Genomic DNA, 20,910 nt, shown 5'->3' with positions numbered 1-20,910 from the left:
TGCAAACGTTATAATTTTAGAACAATCGTTATTTAAAAGGAACTAAAGCTTCCTTTTAAATAACGTCATAGGGGTCGTATTTTAAAAAAGAATCAATCCGTTCAAATCTTCCGCTTATCCAACTGGCTTGCCAAACTGTCACCAAATGCTTGAACGATCATGACCAAAGCCACCAAGACCACAATCACAGCAAACATCATTTGCATATCAAAGCGTTGATAACCATAACGGTAAGCAATATCACCTAAGCCACCAGCACCAATTGCACCCGCAATTGCAGAGGAGTTAATCATGGTGACAATTGTGACTGTAAAACCTGCCACAATACCAGGAAGGGCTTCAGGTAAAAGTACATGCCAAACGATTTGTTTACGGTTACAGCCCATCGCTTGTGCAGCTTCAATTAGACCTTGATCAACTTCACGTAAGCTAACTTCTGCAATACGCGCAAAGAAAGGGGTCGCTGCTAAAGTTAATGGAACAACAGCTGCCCAGACTCCATAACTGGTTCCGACAATCCATCGGGTTAAAGGAATAAGCGCCACCATTAAAATCAAAAAGGGAACCGATCGGGTAATATTAATCACCGTGCCTAATGCATGATTAATCTTTTTAGATGGATAAATCCCTTGTTCAGATGTATTGACCAAAATTACCGCCAAGGGTAAGCCAATCAAAAAAGCAACAAAGGCAGATACGCCAACCATCAGTAAGGTATCTATGGTTCCTGTCAGCAATAAATCAATGAGTTGGTCTTGCATAGCCAAGTACCTCTATTTGCGCAATTTGATGTTTTAACCTTTCTTGTAAATTATGCAGGTCTAAATGGGTTTGTTCAGTACCGACAATCAGCGTTCCAATCAAATGGTTTTGGATATTGTCGATATGACTTTGATATAAATGTACGGATTTTTCAAAAACTTGAAAAAGTTCCACTAAATCAGGTGAGTTTTTCGGATCGGTTTCATAACGTAGTTTTAAAATACTATGGGTTGAATCTTGTTGTAGCTCTGTATGCACTGGAAAGGGCAAATCGAGTTGTTCTAGGTTTAACAATTCTTGTGTGATTTTCTGCTGAGGTTGTGAAAACACGGACCAGACTTGTCCTGACTCAACGATTTCACCATGTTCAATCACCACCACTTGATCGCAAATTTCACGAATCACTTGCATCTCATGGGTAATTAAAACAATGGTAATCCCCAATTCTCGATTGATTTTTTTCAGCAAGGATAACACCACTGAGGTACTTTCAGGATCAAGTGCAGACGTTGCTTCATCACACAATAAAATTTCAGGATGATGCACCAGCGCACGAGCAATACCAACACGTTGCTTTTGACCACCAGACAGCTGTGAAGGGTAGTTATGCGCTTTATTTCCCAATCCGACCAGATCTAAAACATCGTTGACACGTGTTTCAATTTCAGCTTTATCAACATGGGCAATTTTTAAAGGCAATGCCACATTGTCCCAAACTGTTTTGGCAGACATTAAATTAAAATGCTGAAAAATCATCCCAATTCTTTGACGTGTTTGAATCAACTCAGCATGACTGAGTTCAGCCAAATTCTGTTGATGAATATGAATAGTGCCTTCAGAAATACCTTCTAAACCATTTAAGGTTCGGATTAAGGAAGATTTACCTGCACCACTTTTACCGATGATGCCGAAAATCTTGCCTTGAGGGATATCTAAGTTGATATTTTTTAATGCATGGATCTGTTGATCTTGCCCATCATAGTATTTATTCAAATCACGAATTTTGATATGAGGGACTGAAAAATCAACATGCGAACCGAAACTCACCATTTCTATTCTCCTTATTTCCAGCCTGCAAACCACATATCTTTGCCGAAATCTTTATCTAAAATATCTCGAACTTGCTGTGAGTTTTGGAAAGCTTGAATAAATTTCTCTAACTTTTGATTTTTGTCTTGATAATCAGTACGTGTCACAAAAAGAATGGCGTACTTTTTATCAACGGGATCTAAAAACAGGGCACTATGCGGATCGGCTTTTTTTGCCATATTTAAGTAATGTGGAAAACCAAAAATTAGATCTGCATCATCATAAGCTAAAGCTGTTTGTGGACCTTCAACTTCTAAAAACTTCAACTGTTTTGGGTTTGAAACAATATCTTGAAGTGTGGAAAGTTCATTGTTGATGTCTTTGATTTGAATTAACCCCGCACGGTGTAGCAAGATCAAAGCACGCGCAGAGTTGACGGGGTCACTCGGGATGACAACACGAGCATTTTGAGGTAAAGCCGCTAAGGATTTATATTGTTTTGAATATAAACCGACATGACTGCCGCTACCTGTACCAAAAGCATGCAAATCGTAATTGGTTTGCTTAATGGCATTCTTTAAAAATACACTTTGTTGGAAAAAGTTAGCGTCAATGTCACGGTTTTGTACCGCAACATTGGGTGCTTGCCAATCTGAAAATTCGACCAGTTTGACATGGATACCATCTTTCTCTACCTCTTTGGCAACCGTTTGTAGTAATTCGGCATAAGGTGGGCTAATGCCAATCGTGAGTACATTATCCTTTTGTTGATTTTGTACATAACGATAGGCAAAAAGTCCTAATAATACGATGACAACAGCAAGACCAATCAGCAGGTTCTTTTTTTTGAGCTTGGAAACTTGGGACATGAGTTATTCCTTATTTCCAACCTGGGAACCATAAATTTTCACCAATATCATCATTTAAAGCCTGTTTGACCTTGTCTGAAGTTTGGTAAATTTTTACAAACTCTTTTAACTGTTTGGCTTTTTCTGGGTGCTTTTGCTCATAGTCATCTTTTACAACAAACAAGATGGCATAACGTGTATTGGTATTATCATCGAGTAATAATGCTTTGTTTGGATCAATGGTTTTTGCAAGACGTAAATAAAGTGGGTAGCTAAATACTAAATCAGCATCATCTACAGCACGCGCAGTTTGAGGTCCTTCAACTTCAATAAATTTAAAGTTTTTAGGATTTGAGCTAATGTCTTGTAAGTTTGATAAATGGTTATTCGGATCTTTCAAGGTGATGAGTTTAGCCTGTTGTAAAAGTAACAGTGCACGACCTTGGTTGACTGGGTCATTTGGAATCACCACACGTGCATTTTCAGGTACCGCCGCTAAAGAATCATATTTTTTAGAATACAAACCCACATGAGTTGCAACACCTGTGGCAATCGGTTTCAGTTTAAAATCAGTTTCTTTTAACGCATTGCTTAAAAATGGTTGGTGTTGGAAATAGTTTGCATCAATATCACCATGATTCAGTGTGATATTCGGTGTATTCCAATCTGAAAATTCCACCAGTTTAATATGAATCCCTTGTTTCTTAGCTTCCTCTGCTGCAACTTGTAAAGGCTTGGCAAAGGGTGGGCTAATACCAATGGTGATTTCTTCTGAACCGGCTTTTTTATGTTGGTTCCAATAAAAAAGTCCTGCAATCACGGCAATAATGATCACGCCAAGCAAAATAAATTTATTCTTGGAGCCTGATTTTTTGGATGGATTACCATTTGCAGGTGAGTTTATTTGAGTCATGTGACACCCCTTAAAGTGAAATTATTCAATTCATCATGTTTGCTGATTAGGATATTTAGGCAGTTTGCTTTTGCCGATCTGCCGTTTCGATGCTGTTGTTATGATTTGAGTTTTGACATCGAAAATCAGCAGCAGGGTGTTGTTGGGTTAAATGATCACCCTGTTTAAAGATTTTGTTGCGTAAAGAACCATTTTCATATTTGGTTTTAAATCTGCCACGTTGTTGCAGTTCAGGAATCACAAAACGAATAAAGTCATGATGTGATTCAGGCGCAACAGTACGAGTCAGGTTAAAACCATCAATACCTGTTTCATCAATCAACTGAATTAATTTTTCAGCAATTGTTTCACCACTTCCAACAATCAGTGGATAACGACCACCGAGTTGATGCTGTGCTTTAAGATCATTAGGTGTGATCTGGTTTTCCTTAAATTTATTATTGACTGAAGCAATACTGTTGGTTTGTTGATATGGGATGGCTTCATCATCAGCATATTTGGATAGGTCGATACCGACTGAACTTGAGAAATGTGCTAAACCAGCTTCAGGACTTGCATAGCGGGCATATTCAGCTAATTTCTCTTGAGCTAACTCATCTGTTTCTGCTGTAACCACTGTGATTCCCACAAAGATTTTAATATCTTCTGGATTACGGCCTTGCTGTACAGCCAATTCTCGAATCTTATCCACTTGTTGTTTGATTTTTGCAGGTTGGTCCCCTCCAATAAATACACATTCCGCATGACGTGTGGAGAATGCTAAACCGCGTGGTGAAGCACCTGCTTGAAAGAGCACAGGGGTACGCTGTGGTGAAGGTGAGACTTGGAAAACACCTTGGCTTTGATAAAAGCGCCCTTGATGGTTAATTTGATGAACTTTTTTCGGGTCAGTAAAAATACGCTTTTGCTTATCTTTTTGTACTGCATCATTTTCCCAAGAACCTTCCCAAAACTTATAGCAAAGCTCTAAAAATTCTTCAGCTTGTTCATAACGTAAGTCATGATCTTTTAGACCTTTTTGCCCAATCAAGCGTTCAGCACTGTCCAAATAACCCGTCACAATATTCCAGCCAATCCGACCTTGTGTCAGATGATCTAAACTCGCGAAGCGCCGTGCGAATTGGTACGGTGTTTCATAACTTAGGTTTACGGTCACGCCAAAACCTAGATTTTGGGTTACCGCTGCCATTGCTGAAATCAAGGTAGATGGGTCATGACTCGGCAGTTGAATGGACTCTTTTAAGGTTAAATCTATACCATTCTGGTAGACATCATAAACACCGGTAATGTCTGCGATAAACAACCCATCAAATAAACCTTGCTCCAAGGTCTTAGCAAGATCAGTCCAGTAATTGAGCTCATTAAAACGATGAGATTCATCACGCGGGTGGGTCCATAAGCCGTGATTGATATGACCGACACTGTTCATATCAAAAGCATTGAGTAAGATTTGTTTTTTAAGTGCTGTATGTTGAGATGTATTTGTCATTACAATGTCCCTCTGCGTGGTGGAAGGATGTTGTTTAATACATAGTTTCCAATAAAATAATATTTCCAGCGTGATGCATCATGCAGTGTATGTACCCGTACATTGCGCCAATGTCGATCTAAACCATCGGCACGTTGACTACCACGACTTCCCGCAAGTTCAATTAGCTTGGATGAAGCTTTTAATGCTGTTTCAGTACTGTGTGCACGGACTTTAGCTACATCTAGTGAGGCTTTGGCAATATTTTCAACTGTAGGTTGTGGTTTTGCCGCATCAATAGATTGAGCAGCTTGTTTTAATAAAACCTCACTTGCTCTTACATCCGCAGCAACATGGCCTAATTCATAAATGGTCAGTGGATCTTGGTCTGCACGTTCTACATTGGCATCAATCCATGCGCGTGCTTTTTTAACCCGTTCTATTGTTTCTTCAAAAGCTGCACGTGCAATGCCTGTTTCAATCGCAGCATGCATAATTTGTGCAAATGGCCCAACGAGGGTGGGTTCAGAAAATGCAGTGTCAAAACGAATGACGTATTCAGATTCAACAAAAACTTGATTGAATTTAACGGTGCCACTGCCTGTGGTTTTTTGTCCAAAGCCTGACCAATCATTGATACGTTGTAAGCCTTGTGCATCGGCAGAAATAAAAGCTAAATATTCACGTTCTTCAGCATCACGGACTAATGTCGGAATACGATGGGCAAATAGACTGCCCGTGCAATAGAACTTTTCCCCATTGACCACATAACCATGTTCAGTTTGACTAATTTGGGTATGCTTTTGTGCAGCAGTCTTGGTCTTAAATTCAGCGAGGGCATTGCCAAAACGAGCGCCTTGAAGTACTTCGCTATAGAGTTTTTTCTTTTGCTGCTCGGTGCCTGTATTACGTAATACTTCCAGTGCATAAAAATGGTTTTGTGGGATTTGACCAATAGAGCCATCAACGCCACTGAATAATGCAATTATTTTAGCGACAGTATGGCTAGAGACCTCCGCACCACCATACTGACGTGGTACTGTGATCGCCCATAACCCGGATTGACTAAAAGCTTCAACTTCATCAAAAGGTAAAATTCTTTCAGCATCACGGAGTACCGCATTCTCTTTAAATTGCTGACTCAACTGTTGCGCGATTTCTAAAGCTTCTTGATCATTTTGAATAATATGTGCTTGCGCAAAGGGATGATTGTGTACATCCAATGTTTTATTGATATCTTGATAAGTTGTCATATATATTTCCCTGATGAGTAACAAAGTCGTTTAACTTTAAATCCACGCATGGCGCTGATTTTGCGTACCATTTAAGTAATAGTTTCCAATGGCATGAAGTTTCCAACGCACAGGGTCATGTAAGGTATGCACACGAGCATTACGCCAGTGTTGATCGAGATTATGAGTTTCTAGGCTTGAACGACTACCACCCAATTCAAGTAATTTTTCAGAAATAAGTAATGCTGCATCGTTGGCATACACTTTTGCCTCAGCAACGATAATGGAGGCTTTACTGGCTTGTTCAGGACTGACGATGTCTTGTGAATCTAACTGATCTAAATATTCTGCGGCTTCATCCAGCAATAAAATCGATGCATCGAGTAAGATATTGAGCTTACCGACTTCTTGTAGGGTATACGCTTCAAAACTGGCTTTATCCACATTGGCATCAATGATTGGGCGCGCTTTATGGATTGCAGATAAAGTATCTGCAAATGCAGCTTCTGCAATGCCCACATCAATCGCAACCTGAATCAGTTGTGAGTACGCACCACGATATTTTGACGCATCGGCAAGCGGTTTTTCATCCATAATAAGATCTGGGTGAACCACAACATTCTTTAAACGCACTGTGCCACTTGCCGTTGTACGTTGTCCAAAGCCATCCCAATCATCAACAATTTCAACACCGTCAGCTTTTGCATCAATAATCGTTAAAACAATATGACCATCTGGGTGAATTGCGCGTATCGCCAACCAATCGGCAAAATATGAACCCGTTGAATAAAACTTCTCACCATTTAAAAGGTATTGACCATTGATCTGTTCTAAACGTGTTTCAATGGTTCGGGTATCTTTGGTATTGCGTTCTGGGCCACCATTAGAAAGCCGTTTACCATTTAAAATTTCAGTATAAATAAACTGTTTTTGCTGTTCATTGGCGATATGCTCAATGGCATTTAACAGGCCAAATTGATTTTGTGGAATCTGTCCAACACTGGCATCTGCCTTGGATAAAATACGGAAAACATGCGCAAGGGTTTTATTTGATACTTGAGCACCACCATATTTTTTGGCAATGCGAATTCCGCCTAATCCTTTGAGACTTAATTCTTGTATGACATCAACAGGTAAAATTCGTTGTTGATCACGTATATTTCGTTCTACCAAAGCAAAATCAGCAACTTGGTAAGCTGCATTTATTGCTTGTTGATCGTTTTGGATCACAAAGGCTGAGGTAGAAGAATTCAAACTAGACATATTGGCACCTTTCAATAGATACCAAAACGCTAAGCAATATTGCGGTAAAAATTAAACGAACTATTGTGCTTAACTTATCTAAAATTATTGTTAGGATAAAAATCGCAAAGTTTTTTAATATTGAATATATGTTAAATAGTTGAAATTTATAACTTGTTATGAATTTCTTTAGTCGAGCTCTTAGTCTGAAGCAGCTTTGTTATTCCTATCACGAATAAAGAATAAAGAAACTGATATAACCATAGAATAAGTATTGGGTCATATGACGAGCGATTGAAGTAAAAAGTACATTGTAATTCAAGCGATGAATGTCTAAAGTACACAAGATTACTCAGGATTAATCTTAACTTTTAGATTTATCTAAGCTTTTAATTAAAAAAAATAATTTGGAGATTACATGCGTACGTTGTACCAATTCCCACTCTCGCATTACTGTGAAAAAGCCCGTTGGTTGCTTGATCATAAAGAATTGGATTTTGTTGCGCAGAATTTAATCCCAGGTGTCCATCGTGCATTTGCACAACTTAAAACAGGGCAAAACAAGTTGCCTATTTTAAAAGATGGAGAACGCTTTATTGCGGGATCGACTCAAATCGCATTGTATTTAGATGACGTTTATCCTGAACATCGATTGCTTCGTACAGATCACACGCTTCGCGAAAAAACCTTAGAAATTGATTTGATTGCCAATGAGTTAGGTATTCATGTACGTCGTTGGGGATTGGCACATGCTTTAGCAGAAGGCGATGAACCGCTAGAAATTATGATTGGTGAAAAAGGCTATTTACGTCAATTTGAAAAAATTTCAAAGCCTATTCTTAAAACCATGGTTTCAAAAAGTTATCAATTGGACAAAGAGAAAGTCGAAGAATCTAAATACAATTTAGAACTGACTATCGACAGTTTAAATAAGATTTTGATTGATAACGGTTGCCGTTATTTTGTTGGTGATCGCCTTGGTTTGGCAGATATTTCAGTATGTTCAATCCTTGCACCGTTATTAGAATTGCCTGCTACACCGTGGGAAAAGGAATATGCAGAAAATATTTCTCAAGAATTTACCGAATTTAGCCAACATTTGTTAGAACTGCCTTTAGGGCAATACGTGAAAAGAATTTACGCTACTGAGCGCAATGCACGCGTAGATTGGCGAGGAATGTAAGATTTCAAAGCAAGAAACTCTCCAATTTACTGAAAAATTAAGTATCATAGTGTGGAATTGGAGATTTTTTAATGCAGAAGTTCGTAATTTTAGGTGCGATAAGCACTGTTTTATTGATGGCGGGTTGTACTGAGAAAAAGCCTGCAACTCCTGAAGAAATTTGGAAAGGTTACTGTACCAGTATTGGTAATGCTGCACGTTCTATTACTTTAGATCGTCAAAATGGGATTACCAAGAAAGAAGCAATTGAGTATGCGAATAAAGTCACTGATCCAACAACTAAGGGCTTTGTACTTGAGTATTTAGAGAAAGTCTATGCATTATCAGATGCAGAGCTAAAAGCGGATAAAGATGCAGTTCAAGCAAAGTTTAAGAACGAAGCATTTGAACAATGTCTAAATACACCGCATGATCCGAAAAAAATGCCAGATTATAAACCGTTCTAAGGAGCGGTTTTTTTAACAAAAAAATTCCTTGTAATAATTATAGTAAATGAACATGGAGTTTGATCATGTCTAAAATACAATTTTTTTCAAAAACTTATTTATTATTATTTTTGGCTGTTTCAGTATTGAGCAATGCTAAAGCAACTAGAGTTTTAAGTAATCAAACTCAACAACAATTAAAGCTAAATATTGAATTACTGACTGCTCAAGCAGAAAATGGAGAAGCTAAGGCGCAATATCAGCTTTTTATGCTTTACCAAGATGAAGATAAAGCAAAAGCAATGCAGTATCTTAAGCAAGCCTTTAAGCAAAATTATCCTTTAGCTATATATACGAAAGGATCGATGTATTATCACGGCAACGGCATAAAAAAAGATGTTTTTAAGGGAATCCGCTTACTTGAAACATCCAATGAATACGGTAATGTACATGCAGCAATGCTTCTTGGTTTGATTTATTCCAAGGGTGATAATGTAAAGAAAGATCCCCAAAAAGCGTTTGATTATTTTTTAAAAGCAGAAGCAGGTGGATATTTGAGTGCAAATTTATTTTTGGCTAATGCTTACTATCGAGGAAAAGGTGTAGAAAAAGATCAAAATAAAGCACTCGAGGTCATGCTTAAAGCACAACAAGCAGGCTATATACCTGATCAACAGACAATGAAAGAATACGATTTGTGTAAACTAGAAATCCGAATCGTGAATGGTCAAGACATGCACACTTTTGAGTGTCCATCCCTTTAAATCGTTTAGGTGTATTTTTGCATAAAGATCACCATAGCATAGTCTTTTTTATGTTGAGTTATCGAAAAAATATAAGTAATCGTCAAACCTCGTCACAAAAAATGATTAGCATAAAAATTGAAAAGCATATATACACTATAGAAATAGAAAATAAAAAGTAGCATAGGAGTGAGACAATGGAAGTAGTTGCTTATTTACATAATGCAGATTTGCTCTTAGAAGATGACAATGGTGTCGCTGTGATTAGCGGAAGTCATTATGTACTGAGTTTAGGTGATCAAGTTTTTTTTCAAGAAGTCATTGATGAACGAGCAAAGTTATATCAAGTGAAAATTTCATTTGCGTGTACTGAACATTCAATGTTTCATGAAGATGAAGTGCAAATGAAATTTGAAGGTTGTCGTACAGAATTCCAAAAGTATGTAGACAGTACGACAGTCCACTAAGGTGGAATGTACTTTGTTCTAAAAAAAAGGCAACATATGTTGCTTTTTTTATGGCTGAAACAGTCTAAAGGCAAGGTAAACATAACTTCAATCTTATTAAAGTGAAGTTCATGTTTTACAAAGATAAGGGTCTGCTGGCATTTCATAAATGGCTTGCGTTGTAGGCTAAAATTGAGCAGGCAAGGCATGAAAGGAAGAGAATAGCGAGACTATTTTTGAGTTTCATAACGCAGACTGAGATAATTTTAGCCACAACCCTTCGGGACTAGTGTGTTTTTTGCTGCTACATCGTTACGAACTATTCATTTAGAATGACTAAATTTCATATTTCATGCCTTGTATCATCTAAAAAAACACTCGTAGTCGCAAACGTAGACGAATTGTCAACAGACCCTGTATTTTTAGAGCTTTTTCAAATTAATTTGAGAAATAATTTACATAAACGTCTGATGAAAGCGTACTGTGTAGATCTGTAGTTAAATGAAGCGAAAAGTGATGAGTATTTATTTATAAAATAATGGTCATCACGAATTAATACGCTCATTGCATTAACTTTTGGCTTGATTTTTAGTAAAATTTGACAGTCCATATTGCCTGTGAAGCTTTAATAAGCAGGAATTCACAGGTAAATTTTTAAAAAGAGGAATTACACCGTGCTAGAAGCTTACCGCCAACACGTTGCAGAACGTGCCGCACTCGGAGTCCCACCGAAGCCACTTGACGATGCTCAAACTGCTGACTTGGTTGAATTACTAAAAAATCCACCAGCGGGTGAAGAAGCATTTTTAGTAGATTTGCTTGAAAACCGTGTTCCAGCAGGTGTTGACCAAGCTGCATATGTAAAAGCTGCTTTCTTGACTGCTGTTGCTAAAGGTGAAGCGACTTCTCCATTGGTTTCTAAAGAGCGTGCGGTTTACTTACTAGGTACTATGCTTGGTGGTTATAACGTAGCACCTTTGGTTGAATTGCTTGATGATGCTGCACTTTCAAGCTTAGCTGCTGAAGCATTGAAAAAAACGCTTCTTGTATTTGATGCGTTCCATGACGTTGCTGAAAAAGCCAAAGCGGGTAATGCAAATGCACAAGCCGTTATGCAATCTTGGGCTGATGCTGAATGGTTTACTAGCCGTAAAGACGTTCCAGAAGAAATCAAACTTACTGTTTTCAAAGTAACTGGCGAAACAAATACTGATGATTTGTCTCCTGCACAAGATGCTTGGAGCCGTCCAGATATCCCATTGCATGCAAACGCAATGCTTAAAAACGTACGTGATGGTATCAACCCAGAAGTTCCTGGTGAAGTTGGTCCATTAAACCAAATCAAAGAACTCATCGCAAAAGGCAACCAAGTTGCTTATGTTGGTGACGTTGTTGGTACGGGTTCTTCTCGTAAATCTGCGACTAACTCAGTGCTTTGGTTCTTTGGTGATGACATTGCTCACATCCCGAACAAAAAAGACGGTGGTTACTGCTTAGGTTCTAAAATTGCTCCAATTTTCTTCAACACAATGGAAGATGCTGGTGCGTTACCTGTAGAAATTGATGTTGCTAACATGAACATGGGCGATGAAATCGTTCTTAAAATTGATCATGCTGCTGCAAAAGTCACTGCATTTAAAGCAGGCGAGCAAATCGCTGAATCTGAGTTGAAAACGCCTGTTCTTCTTGACGAAGTTCGTGCGGGTGGTCGTATCAACTTAATCGTTGGTCGTGGTTTGACAACTAAAGCGCGTGAAGCTTTAGGTCTTCCAGCATCTACTTTATTCCGTGTTCCAGTTCAACCTGAAAACACTGGTAAAGGCTTTACTCAAGCTCAGAAAATGGTTGGTCGTGCTTGTGGTCTTCCAGAAGGTCAAGGCGTTCGTCCAGGTACTTACTGTGAACCGAAAATGACGACTGTTGGTTCGCAAGATACGACTGGTCCGATGACTCGTGATGAATTGAAAGACTTAGCTTGCTTAGGTTTCTCTGCTGATCTTGTGATGCAATCTTTCTGTCACACAGCTGCATATCCAAAACCAGTTGACGTTCAAATGCAACATACGCTTCCTGATTTCATCATGAACCGTGGTGGTGTTTCATTACGTCCAGGTGACGGTATTATTCACTCTTGGTTAAACCGTATGCTTCTTCCAGATACAGTTGGTACTGGTGGTGACTCACATACACGTTTCCCAATCGGTATTTCATTCCCAGCGGGTTCTGGTCTAGTCGCGTTTGCTGCTGCAACTGGTGTTATGCCGTTGGATATGCCTGAGTCTGTACTTGTTAAGTTCAAAGGTAAAATGCAACCTGGTATCACGCTACGTGACCTTGTACATGCAATTCCTTACTACGCGATTCAAGCGGGTGACTTAACTGTAGAGAAAAAAGGTAAGAAAAACATTTTCTCTGGTCGTATCTTAGAAATCGACTTAACAGAAATGGAAACTGACTTAACTGTAGAGCAAGCATTCGAACTTTCTGATGCTTCTGCTGAACGTTCTGCTGCTGGTTGTTCAATCACACTTTCTGAAACGAAAGTTGCTGAATACTTGAACTCTAACATCACAATGTTGAAGTGGATGATTTCTCAAGGTTATGGCGATGCACGTACTATGGCTCGCCGTGTTGAGAACATGGAAAAATGGTTAGCGAATCCATCACTTCTTCAAGCTGATGCTGATGCTGAATACACTAAAGTGTATGAAATTGATCTTGCTGACATTAAAGAACCAGTTCTTTGCTGCCCGAACGATCCAGATGACGCTAAACTTCTTTCTGACGTTCAAGGCGTTAAAATCGATGAAGTGTTCGTTGGTTCTTGTATGACGAACATTGGTCACTTCCGTGCTGCTGGTAAATTACTTGATAAAGTACCAGGTGGTTCATTGTCTACTCGTTTATGGTTGGCTCCACCAACACGTATGGACGAGCATCAATTGATGGAAGAAGGTTTCTATAACATTTATGGTAAAGCTGGCGCGCGTACTGAAATGCCAGGTTGTTCATTGTGTATGGGTAACCAAGCACGTGTAGCTCCGAACACTACTTGTGTATCGACTTCTACACGTAACTTCCCGAACCGTTTAGGTCAAGGCGCAAATGTTTACTTAGCTTCTGCTGAGCTTGCATCTGTTGCTGCGGTACTTGGTAAATTACCTTCTCCAGAAGAGTATCAACAATATGCTGCTCAAATCGACAGCATGTCTGCTGACATCTATCAATACTTGAACTTCGACAAGATGGGCGAGTATACAGATGCTGCTAAAGACATCGATACTAAGAAAATTGCTGCTGCTCAGTTAAGCTAATCTATTGAAAAATAGATTAAATTGAGTTAAAAATAAGGGCTGATTAATCAGCCCTTATTATTGAGCTTAAAAATGAAATCATTAGAAATTCAACAAGAAAAAATTAATGACAAGCCTATTTATATTTTTGAAGACCATTCGCTCGCATTCAAAGTTTGGTATGAATTAAAAAAACAAAAAGGTCTTTTGCCTTATGTTATTTCATTAGATCATCATACGGATACTATGGATGCTCTAAGATTTTTTGCTTCTTGTGAAAGAAATCGTGATAGGGCTAACCCTTCATATAATGAAAGTTATTTGGAGAAAATTCAAAAGGAACATCTATATCCTGTTGATCTAGAAGATAGAGATGCTATGAATTGTTTAGTTATCAAGTTAAACCATGATGAACATATAGATGCTGCAATAAAACTAGGAATTATTAGTCATTCAATTTCAATTCAGTGGTCTGATTCTTCAGGTACAAGCTCTGTTGAAGAAGAAATTTGGCGCTCAAAAGATTGGAGAAATCAGGTTGAGAAAGTTAGTATGCTTGAGTTGCAAGAGTTAATTAATAACCCGCCTCAATATCCAGAACCTCCGTATAACTATAATTTGCCAGAAGATAGGATGTTTATTATTGGATATCCAAACTGCGAATGCCCAAAATCTCCACACGATGAAATATGTTATAAGAACATGTATGATAAGGCATTAGAATCTTCTTTTCTGACTAAACAATTAGAGATAGTAGGGAATTTACAAAAGAATATTAATCAAAGAGGTTTACAACCTTTTGAGTTCATATTAGATATAGACTTAGATTATTTTCATACGATTAAATCTATCTCTCCGAGTGATAAAGAAGCTTTTTCTTGGTTGGTGAAAAATTCGCTTGCTATATCAATAGCAAAAGAAAGTATTTGCGTTAATATGTTGCAATTTGAAGGTGAAAATATTAATAGTGAGTATTTATTGAATGAACTATTAAGGTTGATTTCAGAATGTTAACGGTTTAGAAATATTCTTTTATAAATGCATTGGTGTTGTACATGATCTTAAATCTTTAGACTGAGGTTCTATTTATAAGGATTTTCTTCTAATGTTTACATATCAGGAAATAAATTATTTAATAACCCTTATTACGAAATGATTTAAAATTTGATTTAAGCAAATGGCAAAATAATCCCGATTCTTAGATATTGGCCAGTTTTTAAATTGAACATCAGTTAAAGACCAAGTTGACAGTTTGCCTTTGTAAAAAAGATAGACAAAAAAAGCCTCTTATTCAGAGGCTAACCGTACGTCGATCTAGTGATGACTATATGTAACTTAACATTTTATAAATGCTCAAAAGTAGAGAGTTATTATATTAACTTTTCTTTCCCAACTAAGTTTTCGTCTAAAAATTGAATAACTTTTTGTGTATATGCTTCTGGTTGAGCAGCATAGGCATGAGTGTGTTTTGCCCCAGATACCTGCCAAAACTCTACTTTTGCTCGTTTTTCTAGCGATCTCAATAATAATTCTCCATCTTGAATTGGGGTGAGGTCGTCAGCATCACCATAAATCATTAATACAGCAGGGTTGCCAATTAAGTGTTCTGCAGCATAGGTTGGGCGTAGACGACGTTCACCCGCTGGATAGATGACTTTAGAAAGTTGTATACCTAGTTTTGGAATCGGATAGCGAGACCAAAAATGTAATAATGTTGGGAACGAAGACTCAAGAATTGCTACTTTAAATGGATGATTTGGTTGTGCCATCGCACACACACTCATCCCAGCTCCCATGGATGCACCAAAAACGGCTAAAGGTAAATCGGGGTATTGGGCTTGTAATGCGTTACCAGCTGCCAATATATCCAAAGGATAATCCATAGTAGTCGATGTACTTTCACCAAAACCATTTAAATCAAAAACCATTACATGGTAACCCGCCTGACGGAGCATTTCAGCATGCCCGTATTTCATCCAAAATCCTTTGGCAATCGCACCCATCGGATGAGACATAAGTACAGCACCTTTTGCTTTTTGTATATGCGATTTTGCTAAAAGCGCAGAGATTATCGCTCCTGAAGTACTCTTAATACTTAAGCGCTGCCACTGACTCTGATCCGTATTTTCTGGCCAGCGCCAAGGTTTTACAAATTGTCCAAAGAATGGTTTTTTAAAGATTTGATATGCGGTGTGTTTCATGTGAGTAATACCTATATCTGATTAAGCATCTAGCTTTGACGGAGGGATATATAAATATTAGGTATTGACCACAACTGACACTATAGGCAAAAATGACAAATAACATGCGATTTTTTTATATTTCAAAATAGCTTAAGACAGGAGAAAGATTATAAACATCACTATTGTTATGGCTAATCAATGCTCATCTACCAGTATTGCTGCTACACTTGAATTCTTTGAAACAGCCAATGTGCTCCATCACTATGCGACCAACAAAGATGAACGCCTGAGTAAAAATAAGGCTCCTTTATTTAAGGTTAATACAGCTTCATTTGATGGGCAGAATGTTGTTTGTACAGGTGGATTGAAGTTAACACCTGATAAAGCTTTTGCAGATATAAACAATGTAGAGTTGATTATTATTCCAGGATTTATGTTTAACATTTTAGGAGTACTTCCTAATCTGACACAACTGGTTCATTGGATTCAAAAACAGCATCAGCAAGGTTGTTATATTGCTAGCATGTGTACAGGATCATTTGTAACTGCTCAAGCTGGATTATTAGATGGTCGTTGCGCTACAACGCACTGGGCATTTAGTGAGCAATTTATGCGAAAATTTCCAAAAGTTAAATTACTGACTGAACGTACGGTCACTGATGATGGTCAAGTGATGTGCTCAGGCGGCTCGACGAGTGGGAGTGATTTATTACTGCATTTGATACGAAAGTTTTCTTCACCTCAACTAGCTGCTGAATGTGCAAAAAAGCTATTAGTCGATGTTGCTGCACGTAATCAAATGCCTTATTCAAGTACCACGTTCAAAAAAAATCATACTGACACCGACATTCTTAAAATCCAAATTTGTTTTGAAAATAGAATTTCTAGTCATATTGTCATGGAACAGGTGGCGGAAGAATTCGGCTTGAGTATGCGTAACTTTATCCGTCGCTTTAAGAGTGCTACGAATCAAACTCCCATTGAGTATTTACAGAATTTACGGATTGAGAAGGCAAAATTCTTATTGGAAAGTAGTCAAAACGCATTTGATCAAATCACTTTACAAGTGGGCTATGAGGATGGGAATTCGTTTAGACGTCTATTCAAAAAAAGGGTAGGATTGGGGCCGAGTGAGTACCGCAAACGATTTAAAAATGTACGTCAATAATATGGTATTGGAGATGTTATGTATTGGTCACTTAAAGCGTCAGTGAGGAATAGGATAAGATTTTGGACTTGACTATAAATAAGGTCTTTAAATATATAGATTTTTTATAACATCAGTCATCATATTCTTAAAATCTAAAATAACGACATAATGATTGATGCTCGATGGATCAAAATCAGTGTTTACAGAATCAAATAATGCATTTATTAGTGAATTGATCTCTAGGTCATCGATGAGACAAGAGGAGTCTAAATTAAAATACTCAATATAATAATTAACTTTTATTTTTGCATATTCTGAGTATTTAAAATCAGATAGAATGAGTTCTTGATCATCATTGCTTAGATTTTTTGAACATATGGTAAATAATAATGCCATACAGAAGTAGTCAAACTCATCTTTATCAACTACTAAAATATTTAAATCCATGAAATAGTTTTTAAACATACTTTGAATCAAGGCAAATGAACTTGCTAAATCCGCAGATAAATTTTGAATAATATTAGAATAAGGCATCATTTTTTTAAGTTTTAGTGAATCAATGGGTATTGTATTGCAAAACTATTGTTTTGTAAAACCATACTTATGGTGCAGAATATATTGCATTGCAATACGTCTAAGATACTTTGTTAAGCTAATATCAAAGAATGAATATAGGTCATGCAATACGTTATTTGAGAAAACGGAAAGGCTGGACTCAGCAGCAATTAGCCGATTTTTCCAATACTTCAAAAAGTAATATTTCCAATCTTGAGAATGGCAATCAAGGGTACAGTCCTGCAATACTCCAGTACCTTGCTGAGGCTTTTAATTGCACTGTAGCGCAATTGTTTTTATTGGCAGAAAGCTTAGATGATGATGAAAACATTGCTGAAAACTGGGATCAGATGCCCATAGATGCACTATTTATACAATTGCCTAAAGATATTCAAGATAATTTAAAACAGCTTATACATAGCTTGATTAAAAATAAGTCTTAATTCTATATCTCATATTTATTAATATTATACGATTGATCTTCAGCTTCTATAGTTATTTCATTATGCATAATGATTTTAAGCAATTTAATCTAACTTGATATAATTGAAATCAACCCGGTATGTGTCTTTGAAATTTATCACTTTTATATACTAACTGCGTTTTAAAATAATAATGCTCATTTAACTTATTGATCAAATGATCAGACAATAAAAAGCCCCTTATTCAGGGGCTAGTCGTATAGATCACTCTATACTTATATAAGGCTCATCTCATACTGGTTGTATTAAAACACAAAATGAGATATTCAGCCATAAAAAAGATGAGCCGTAGCTCATCTTTTTTACACAAGAAAATTAATGTGCATTTGCTACAGCAGGTGCAGCAGCGGCTGTCGCATCATTTGCAGCTTTACGAGTAGGTGTGTAGTTTAAACCTAAAGTCGAGCTGGTATATGTACGCACTTGATCAAGCAGAGCAGGGTTGGTATTTAAATCCTGTTGATAAGACTTCACAATCTCATGCAATTTTAGATTCCATTTACCTTTCACTTGCTCAGGGAATGCTTTTTCCATCAAGCTCAACATAATGTATGGAGAGGTTGATGCACCTGGTGAAGCACCAAGAAGGCCAGTGATTGAACCATCTTTAGAGGTGAAGATCTCAGTACCGAATTGAAGTGTTGCAGGTTTACCCGGTGCTTTTTTGATGATTTGAACACGTTGGCCAGCTTGGCTTAAAGTCCAGTCTTCAATTTTTGCATCTGGATAATACTTTTTCAATTCATTGAACTGATCTTGCTTAGACATCGCCACTTGACTGACTAAATATTTCACCAAGTCCAGATTTTCCATTCCAATGGTTGCCATCGGAATCACATTGTTTTTGTTGGTCGCATCAATCAAATCAAACTGAGAACCATTTTTTAGGAACTTGTTTGAATAGGTTGCGAATGGACCAAACAATACATACTTTTTACCATCAACATAACGAGTATCAATGTGTGGTACAGACATTGGAGGTGCACCTAATTCAGGCTTACCATAGACTTTTGCAGTATGTTGTGATGTAACAGCTGGATTGTCTGTCATCAAGAAAATACCACCGATCGGGAAGCCAGCATATTGCTTAGTCTCTTCCAGACCTGTCATTTGCAATAATCTAATCGCAGCACCGCCCGCACCAATAAACACATGACGAGTTTTAACATGGCTGGTTGTGTTGGTTTTTAGATTTTTAAACGATACAGTCCAAGTTTTGTCTGCATTTTGACTAATACCTGTTACTTCAGATGAAGTTTCAAGTTTGAATTTAGGCTGTTTTTTCAAATGATCAATTAATTGAGTCGTAATTGAACCATAATTTACATCAGAACCTACGTCCATACGTGTTGCAGCAACTTTTTGGTTTGCATCACGGCCTTGCATAACTAAAGGCGCCCATTGCTTAATTTCAGCAGGATTTTCAGTATATTTTAATCCTTCGAACATTGGGCTTTGGCTCATCGCTTCATAACGTTTTTTCATGTAGTTCACGCTATCGCCCCAAACAAAGGCAATATGTGGTACAGGATTAATAAAGCTGTTTGGTTGACCCAGCACGCCATTTTTGACCTGATAAGCCCAGAATTGTTTACTTACTTCAAATTGTGAAGCAGTATCAATGGCTTTTTTAATATCAACTTTACCGTCTTTTTCAGGGGTATAGTTCATTTCCATAAAGCCAGAGTGTCCCGTTCCTGCGTTGTTGAATCCCGCAGAACTTTCTTGACCTACCTGATCCAAACGTTCATACATATTGATGGTCCAGTCTGGTTCAACTTCATTGAGGTAAGTCCCCAAGGTTGCACTCATAATACCGCCACCAACAAGTACCACATCTACAACTGGTTCATCTGCTGTTGTGTTGACTTTTTTAGAAGCAATTGGTCTGAATAAAAAGATCAATCCAATAACAAAAATAACCCCGATGACAATCAGTAGGTATTTAAAAAATCTCTTCATATATTTCCTGTTTCATCAAGTTTTAATAATATTGTAATGTAGAAAAGTTACATAAATGTTAGTTTGTGTAATGATTTTTTTCGTAAATGATTTAAATATATGAAATAATTTGTTTTTAAATTTGTAAAGATGTGTATAAAAAACAACCAGATTAAAATTTGATTAGTATATTTGTGTAATAAATATTCAAAAAACTCTTAGACTAAAGTACTATTTTTTGTAGGTGTTAAGCTTTTTGTAACTTTAAAATGGCTAAAAAATATACTGAATAGAAGAGTTTTCCAGCCTCAATATGAAAACTCTTCTCAAGATTTTTTGCTTATTCAATCATCATGAGGTCTGATTTATTTTCAAGCTTTAAAGGACGTAAAGCAAAAATAGAGCGGGTATGACGAATACCTTTCATTGAATATAAATTTTTACGTAAAAAGCGCTCATAATGTTCAGCATTTTTCACCGCAACTTTGACCAAATAATCATAATCGCCTGTTACCAAGTGCGCTTCTACAACTTCAGGCATTTGACTGAGTGCATCACTAAATTGTTCTAAAATTTCGTCATCATGACGTTCTAAGGTGATCTCAATAAAAAATAGTTCATTAATCCCGATGGCTTTGGCATTAATGGTGGCAGTATAGCCTTCAATGACATTTAAAGATTCTAGACGTTTTACACGTGTCCAACATGGCGAAGAGGAGAGTCCAACCAGTTCAGAGAGCTGAGCGACCGTTAAACGACCATCTTTTCGAAGTGCCGATAAAATTTTGCGATCAATCCTATCTAAAGTGTACTGACTTTCATTCATGAGCTTTACCACAGAAAATATTTTCGAGAATAATGAAATATATGAAAAATCATTCCGAAAATACTGGAGATTTATATTAAATACGGGAAACATTCTATTCAGTAGAACGCTAGAATAAACTTATCAAATCAAAGACATTTGGGAGACTGGCTTTGATTTAGCGGATAGTATCTTTAGAGGAAAGGGTGC

The 20,910-nt window shown here is 37.3% G+C and carries 19 protein-coding genes; 8 read left to right on the top strand and 11 right to left on the bottom strand.

Translation table 11 applies throughout. The features are described 5' to 3' along the window. Positions 1-101: 101 nt before the first annotated feature. The 7 genes from ACQ7EO_RS12150 to ACQ7EO_RS12120 are packed head-to-tail and all read right to left on the bottom strand — an operon-like array spanning position 102 to position 7,515. On the bottom strand, positions 102-761 hold the full coding sequence (locus ACQ7EO_RS12150; RefSeq protein ID WP_034610152.1) for a methionine ABC transporter permease: 660 nt from the start codon (positions 759-761) through the stop codon (positions 102-104). After that, positions 742-1,812 carry a methionine ABC transporter ATP-binding protein gene (locus tag ACQ7EO_RS12145; protein ID WP_434277424.1) on the bottom strand — a complete coding sequence of 357 codons (1,071 nt, stop codon included), beginning with the start codon at positions 1,810-1,812 and terminating at the stop codon, positions 742-744. The genes ACQ7EO_RS12150 and ACQ7EO_RS12145 overlap by 20 nt, the downstream gene beginning before the upstream one ends. 11 nt (positions 1,813-1,823) lie before the next feature. Then, positions 1,824-2,660, bottom strand: a complete 837-nt coding sequence (locus ACQ7EO_RS12140) for a MetQ/NlpA family ABC transporter substrate-binding protein (RefSeq protein WP_034610154.1) — start codon at positions 2,658-2,660, stop codon at positions 1,824-1,826. A gap of 10 nt (positions 2,661-2,670) precedes the next feature. Beyond that, positions 2,671-3,552: a MetQ/NlpA family ABC transporter substrate-binding protein gene (locus ACQ7EO_RS12135; protein WP_105712791.1), complete on the bottom strand. Its 882-nt coding sequence runs from the start codon at positions 3,550-3,552 to the stop codon at positions 2,671-2,673. A 55-nt stretch (positions 3,553-3,607) separates the two neighbouring features. Continuing rightward, on the bottom strand, positions 3,608-5,041 hold the full coding sequence (locus ACQ7EO_RS12130; protein WP_096733992.1) for an LLM class flavin-dependent oxidoreductase: 1,434 nt from the start codon (positions 5,039-5,041) through the stop codon (positions 3,608-3,610). Continuing rightward, positions 5,041-6,273, bottom strand: coding sequence for an SfnB family sulfur acquisition oxidoreductase (locus ACQ7EO_RS12125; protein WP_434277422.1), 1,233 nt, complete (start codon positions 6,271-6,273; stop codon positions 5,041-5,043). Before ACQ7EO_RS12125 ends, ACQ7EO_RS12130 begins: the two co-directional genes overlap by 1 nt. A gap of 36 nt (positions 6,274-6,309) precedes the next feature. Beyond that, positions 6,310-7,515, bottom strand: coding sequence for an SfnB family sulfur acquisition oxidoreductase (locus ACQ7EO_RS12120; RefSeq protein WP_105712788.1), 1,206 nt, complete (start codon positions 7,513-7,515; stop codon positions 6,310-6,312). Positions 7,516-7,912: 397 nt separating this feature from the next. On the opposite strand from ACQ7EO_RS12120, the gene ACQ7EO_RS12115 reads away from it, so the two are divergent. The 6 genes from ACQ7EO_RS12115 to ACQ7EO_RS12090 all read left to right on the top strand — a co-directional run bounded on the left by ACQ7EO_RS12115 (position 7,913) and on the right by ACQ7EO_RS12090 (position 14,598). Then, positions 7,913-8,677: a glutathione S-transferase family protein gene (locus ACQ7EO_RS12115; RefSeq protein ID WP_004821170.1), complete on the top strand. Its 765-nt coding sequence runs from the start codon at positions 7,913-7,915 to the stop codon at positions 8,675-8,677. A gap of 71 nt (positions 8,678-8,748) precedes the next feature. After that, a complete protein-coding gene (locus tag ACQ7EO_RS12110; RefSeq protein ID WP_004821171.1) occupies positions 8,749-9,123 on the top strand; it encodes a hypothetical protein in 375 nt (124 codons plus the stop codon). Positions 9,124-9,188: 65 nt separating this feature from the next. Then, positions 9,189-9,866, top strand: a complete 678-nt coding sequence (locus ACQ7EO_RS12105; RefSeq protein WP_434277420.1) for a tetratricopeptide repeat protein — start codon at positions 9,189-9,191, stop codon at positions 9,864-9,866. 176 nt (positions 9,867-10,042) lie between these two features. Beyond that, complete coding sequence (locus tag ACQ7EO_RS12100; RefSeq protein ID WP_004720907.1) at positions 10,043-10,312, top strand: hypothetical protein; 270 nt, start codon at positions 10,043-10,045, stop codon at positions 10,310-10,312. 653 nt (positions 10,313-10,965) lie between these two features. After that, the gene (locus tag ACQ7EO_RS12095) at positions 10,966-13,605 is read left to right on the top strand and encodes a bifunctional aconitate hydratase 2/2-methylisocitrate dehydratase (protein ID WP_004720906.1); all 2,640 of its coding nucleotides are present in this window, start codon (positions 10,966-10,968) and stop codon (positions 13,603-13,605) included. A gap of 72 nt (positions 13,606-13,677) precedes the next feature. After that, on the top strand, positions 13,678-14,598 hold the full coding sequence (locus tag ACQ7EO_RS12090; RefSeq protein WP_434277419.1) for a hypothetical protein: 921 nt from the start codon (positions 13,678-13,680) through the stop codon (positions 14,596-14,598). A gap of 356 nt (positions 14,599-14,954) precedes the next feature. Here the strand turns inward: ACQ7EO_RS12090 and ACQ7EO_RS12085 are convergent, their stop codons facing one another. Next, positions 14,955-15,785 carry an alpha/beta hydrolase family protein gene (locus ACQ7EO_RS12085; protein ID WP_434277418.1) on the bottom strand — a complete coding sequence of 277 codons (831 nt, stop codon included), beginning with the start codon at positions 15,783-15,785 and terminating at the stop codon, positions 14,955-14,957. 169 nt (positions 15,786-15,954) lie between these two features. Here ACQ7EO_RS12085 and ACQ7EO_RS12080 point away from each other — a divergent pair, with 169 nt between their 5' ends. Then, the gene (locus ACQ7EO_RS12080) at positions 15,955-16,935 is read left to right on the top strand and encodes a GlxA family transcriptional regulator (protein WP_434277416.1); all 981 of its coding nucleotides are present in this window, start codon (positions 15,955-15,957) and stop codon (positions 16,933-16,935) included. Positions 16,936-17,022: 87 nt separating this feature from the next. On the opposite strand, the gene ACQ7EO_RS12075 is transcribed toward ACQ7EO_RS12080, so the two are convergent. Beyond that, a complete protein-coding gene (locus ACQ7EO_RS12075; protein ID WP_434277414.1) occupies positions 17,023-17,451 on the bottom strand; it encodes a hypothetical protein in 429 nt (142 codons plus the stop codon). Between the two features lie 131 nt (positions 17,452-17,582). Between ACQ7EO_RS12075 and ACQ7EO_RS12070 the strand changes: the two genes are divergently transcribed. Then, a complete protein-coding gene (locus ACQ7EO_RS12070; protein ID WP_004720899.1) occupies positions 17,583-17,915 on the top strand; it encodes a helix-turn-helix domain-containing protein in 333 nt (110 codons plus the stop codon). A 354-nt stretch (positions 17,916-18,269) separates the two neighbouring features. Here the strand turns inward: ACQ7EO_RS12070 and mqo are convergent, their stop codons facing one another. After that, positions 18,270-19,916, bottom strand: coding sequence for a malate dehydrogenase (quinone) (mqo, locus tag ACQ7EO_RS12065; protein WP_434277412.1), 1,647 nt, complete (start codon positions 19,914-19,916; stop codon positions 18,270-18,272). 319 nt (positions 19,917-20,235) lie between these two features. Further along, positions 20,236-20,721, bottom strand: coding sequence for an Lrp/AsnC family transcriptional regulator (locus ACQ7EO_RS12060; protein ID WP_004720894.1), 486 nt, complete (start codon positions 20,719-20,721; stop codon positions 20,236-20,238). Between the last annotated feature and the right edge of the window lie 189 nt (positions 20,722-20,910).

Origin of the sequence: Acinetobacter sp. CE-15 (genome assembly GCF_051059255.1) — a bacterium.
In the GTDB taxonomy this organism is placed as follows: Bacteria; Pseudomonadota; Gammaproteobacteria; order Pseudomonadales; family Moraxellaceae; genus Acinetobacter; species Acinetobacter guillouiae.
Note: the sequence above shows the minus strand (reverse complement) of the source record. Positions and strands in the feature narration are given on the sequence as shown.

Excerpts from the sequence above, each read along its gene's own strand:
- ACQ7EO_RS12140 (WP_034610154.1), bottom strand. The coding sequence starts at position 2,660 with ATGTCCCAAGTTTCCAAGCTCAAAAAAAAGAACCTGCTGATTGGTCTT.
- ACQ7EO_RS12080 (WP_434277416.1), top strand. The coding sequence starts at position 15,955 with ATGGCTAATCAATGCTCATCTACCAGTATTGCTGCTACACTTGAATTC.
- ACQ7EO_RS12145 (WP_434277424.1), bottom strand. The coding sequence starts at position 1,812 with ATGGTGAGTTTCGGTTCGCATGTTGATTTTTCAGTCCCTCATATCAAA.
- ACQ7EO_RS12130 (WP_096733992.1), bottom strand. The coding sequence starts at position 5,041 with ATGACAAATACATCTCAACATACAGCACTTAAAAAACAAATCTTACTC.
- ACQ7EO_RS12085 (WP_434277418.1), bottom strand. The coding sequence starts at position 15,785 with ATGAAACACACCGCATATCAAATCTTTAAAAAACCATTCTTTGGACAA.
- ACQ7EO_RS12110 (WP_004821171.1), top strand. The coding sequence starts at position 8,749 with ATGCAGAAGTTCGTAATTTTAGGTGCGATAAGCACTGTTTTATTGATG.
- ACQ7EO_RS12135 (WP_105712791.1), bottom strand. The coding sequence starts at position 3,552 with ATGACTCAAATAAACTCACCTGCAAATGGTAATCCATCCAAAAAATCA.
- ACQ7EO_RS12150 (WP_034610152.1), bottom strand. The coding sequence starts at position 761 with ATGCAAGACCAACTCATTGATTTATTGCTGACAGGAACCATAGATACC.
- ACQ7EO_RS12090 (WP_434277419.1), top strand. The coding sequence starts at position 13,678 with ATGAAATCATTAGAAATTCAACAAGAAAAAATTAATGACAAGCCTATT.
- ACQ7EO_RS12060 (WP_004720894.1), bottom strand. The coding sequence starts at position 20,721 with ATGAATGAAAGTCAGTACACTTTAGATAGGATTGATCGCAAAATTTTA.
- ACQ7EO_RS12070 (WP_004720899.1), top strand. The coding sequence starts at position 17,583 with ATGAATATAGGTCATGCAATACGTTATTTGAGAAAACGGAAAGGCTGG.
- ACQ7EO_RS12115 (WP_004821170.1), top strand. The coding sequence starts at position 7,913 with ATGCGTACGTTGTACCAATTCCCACTCTCGCATTACTGTGAAAAAGCC.
- ACQ7EO_RS12120 (WP_105712788.1), bottom strand. The coding sequence starts at position 7,515 with ATGTCTAGTTTGAATTCTTCTACCTCAGCCTTTGTGATCCAAAACGAT.
- ACQ7EO_RS12100 (WP_004720907.1), top strand. The coding sequence starts at position 10,043 with ATGGAAGTAGTTGCTTATTTACATAATGCAGATTTGCTCTTAGAAGAT.
- ACQ7EO_RS12105 (WP_434277420.1), top strand. The coding sequence starts at position 9,189 with ATGTCTAAAATACAATTTTTTTCAAAAACTTATTTATTATTATTTTTG.
- ACQ7EO_RS12125 (WP_434277422.1), bottom strand. The coding sequence starts at position 6,273 with ATGACAACTTATCAAGATATCAATAAAACATTGGATGTACACAATCAT.
- ACQ7EO_RS12075 (WP_434277414.1), bottom strand. The coding sequence starts at position 17,451 with ATGCCTTATTCTAATATTATTCAAAATTTATCTGCGGATTTAGCAAGT.
- mqo (WP_434277412.1), bottom strand. The coding sequence starts at position 19,916 with ATGAAGAGATTTTTTAAATACCTACTGATTGTCATCGGGGTTATTTTT.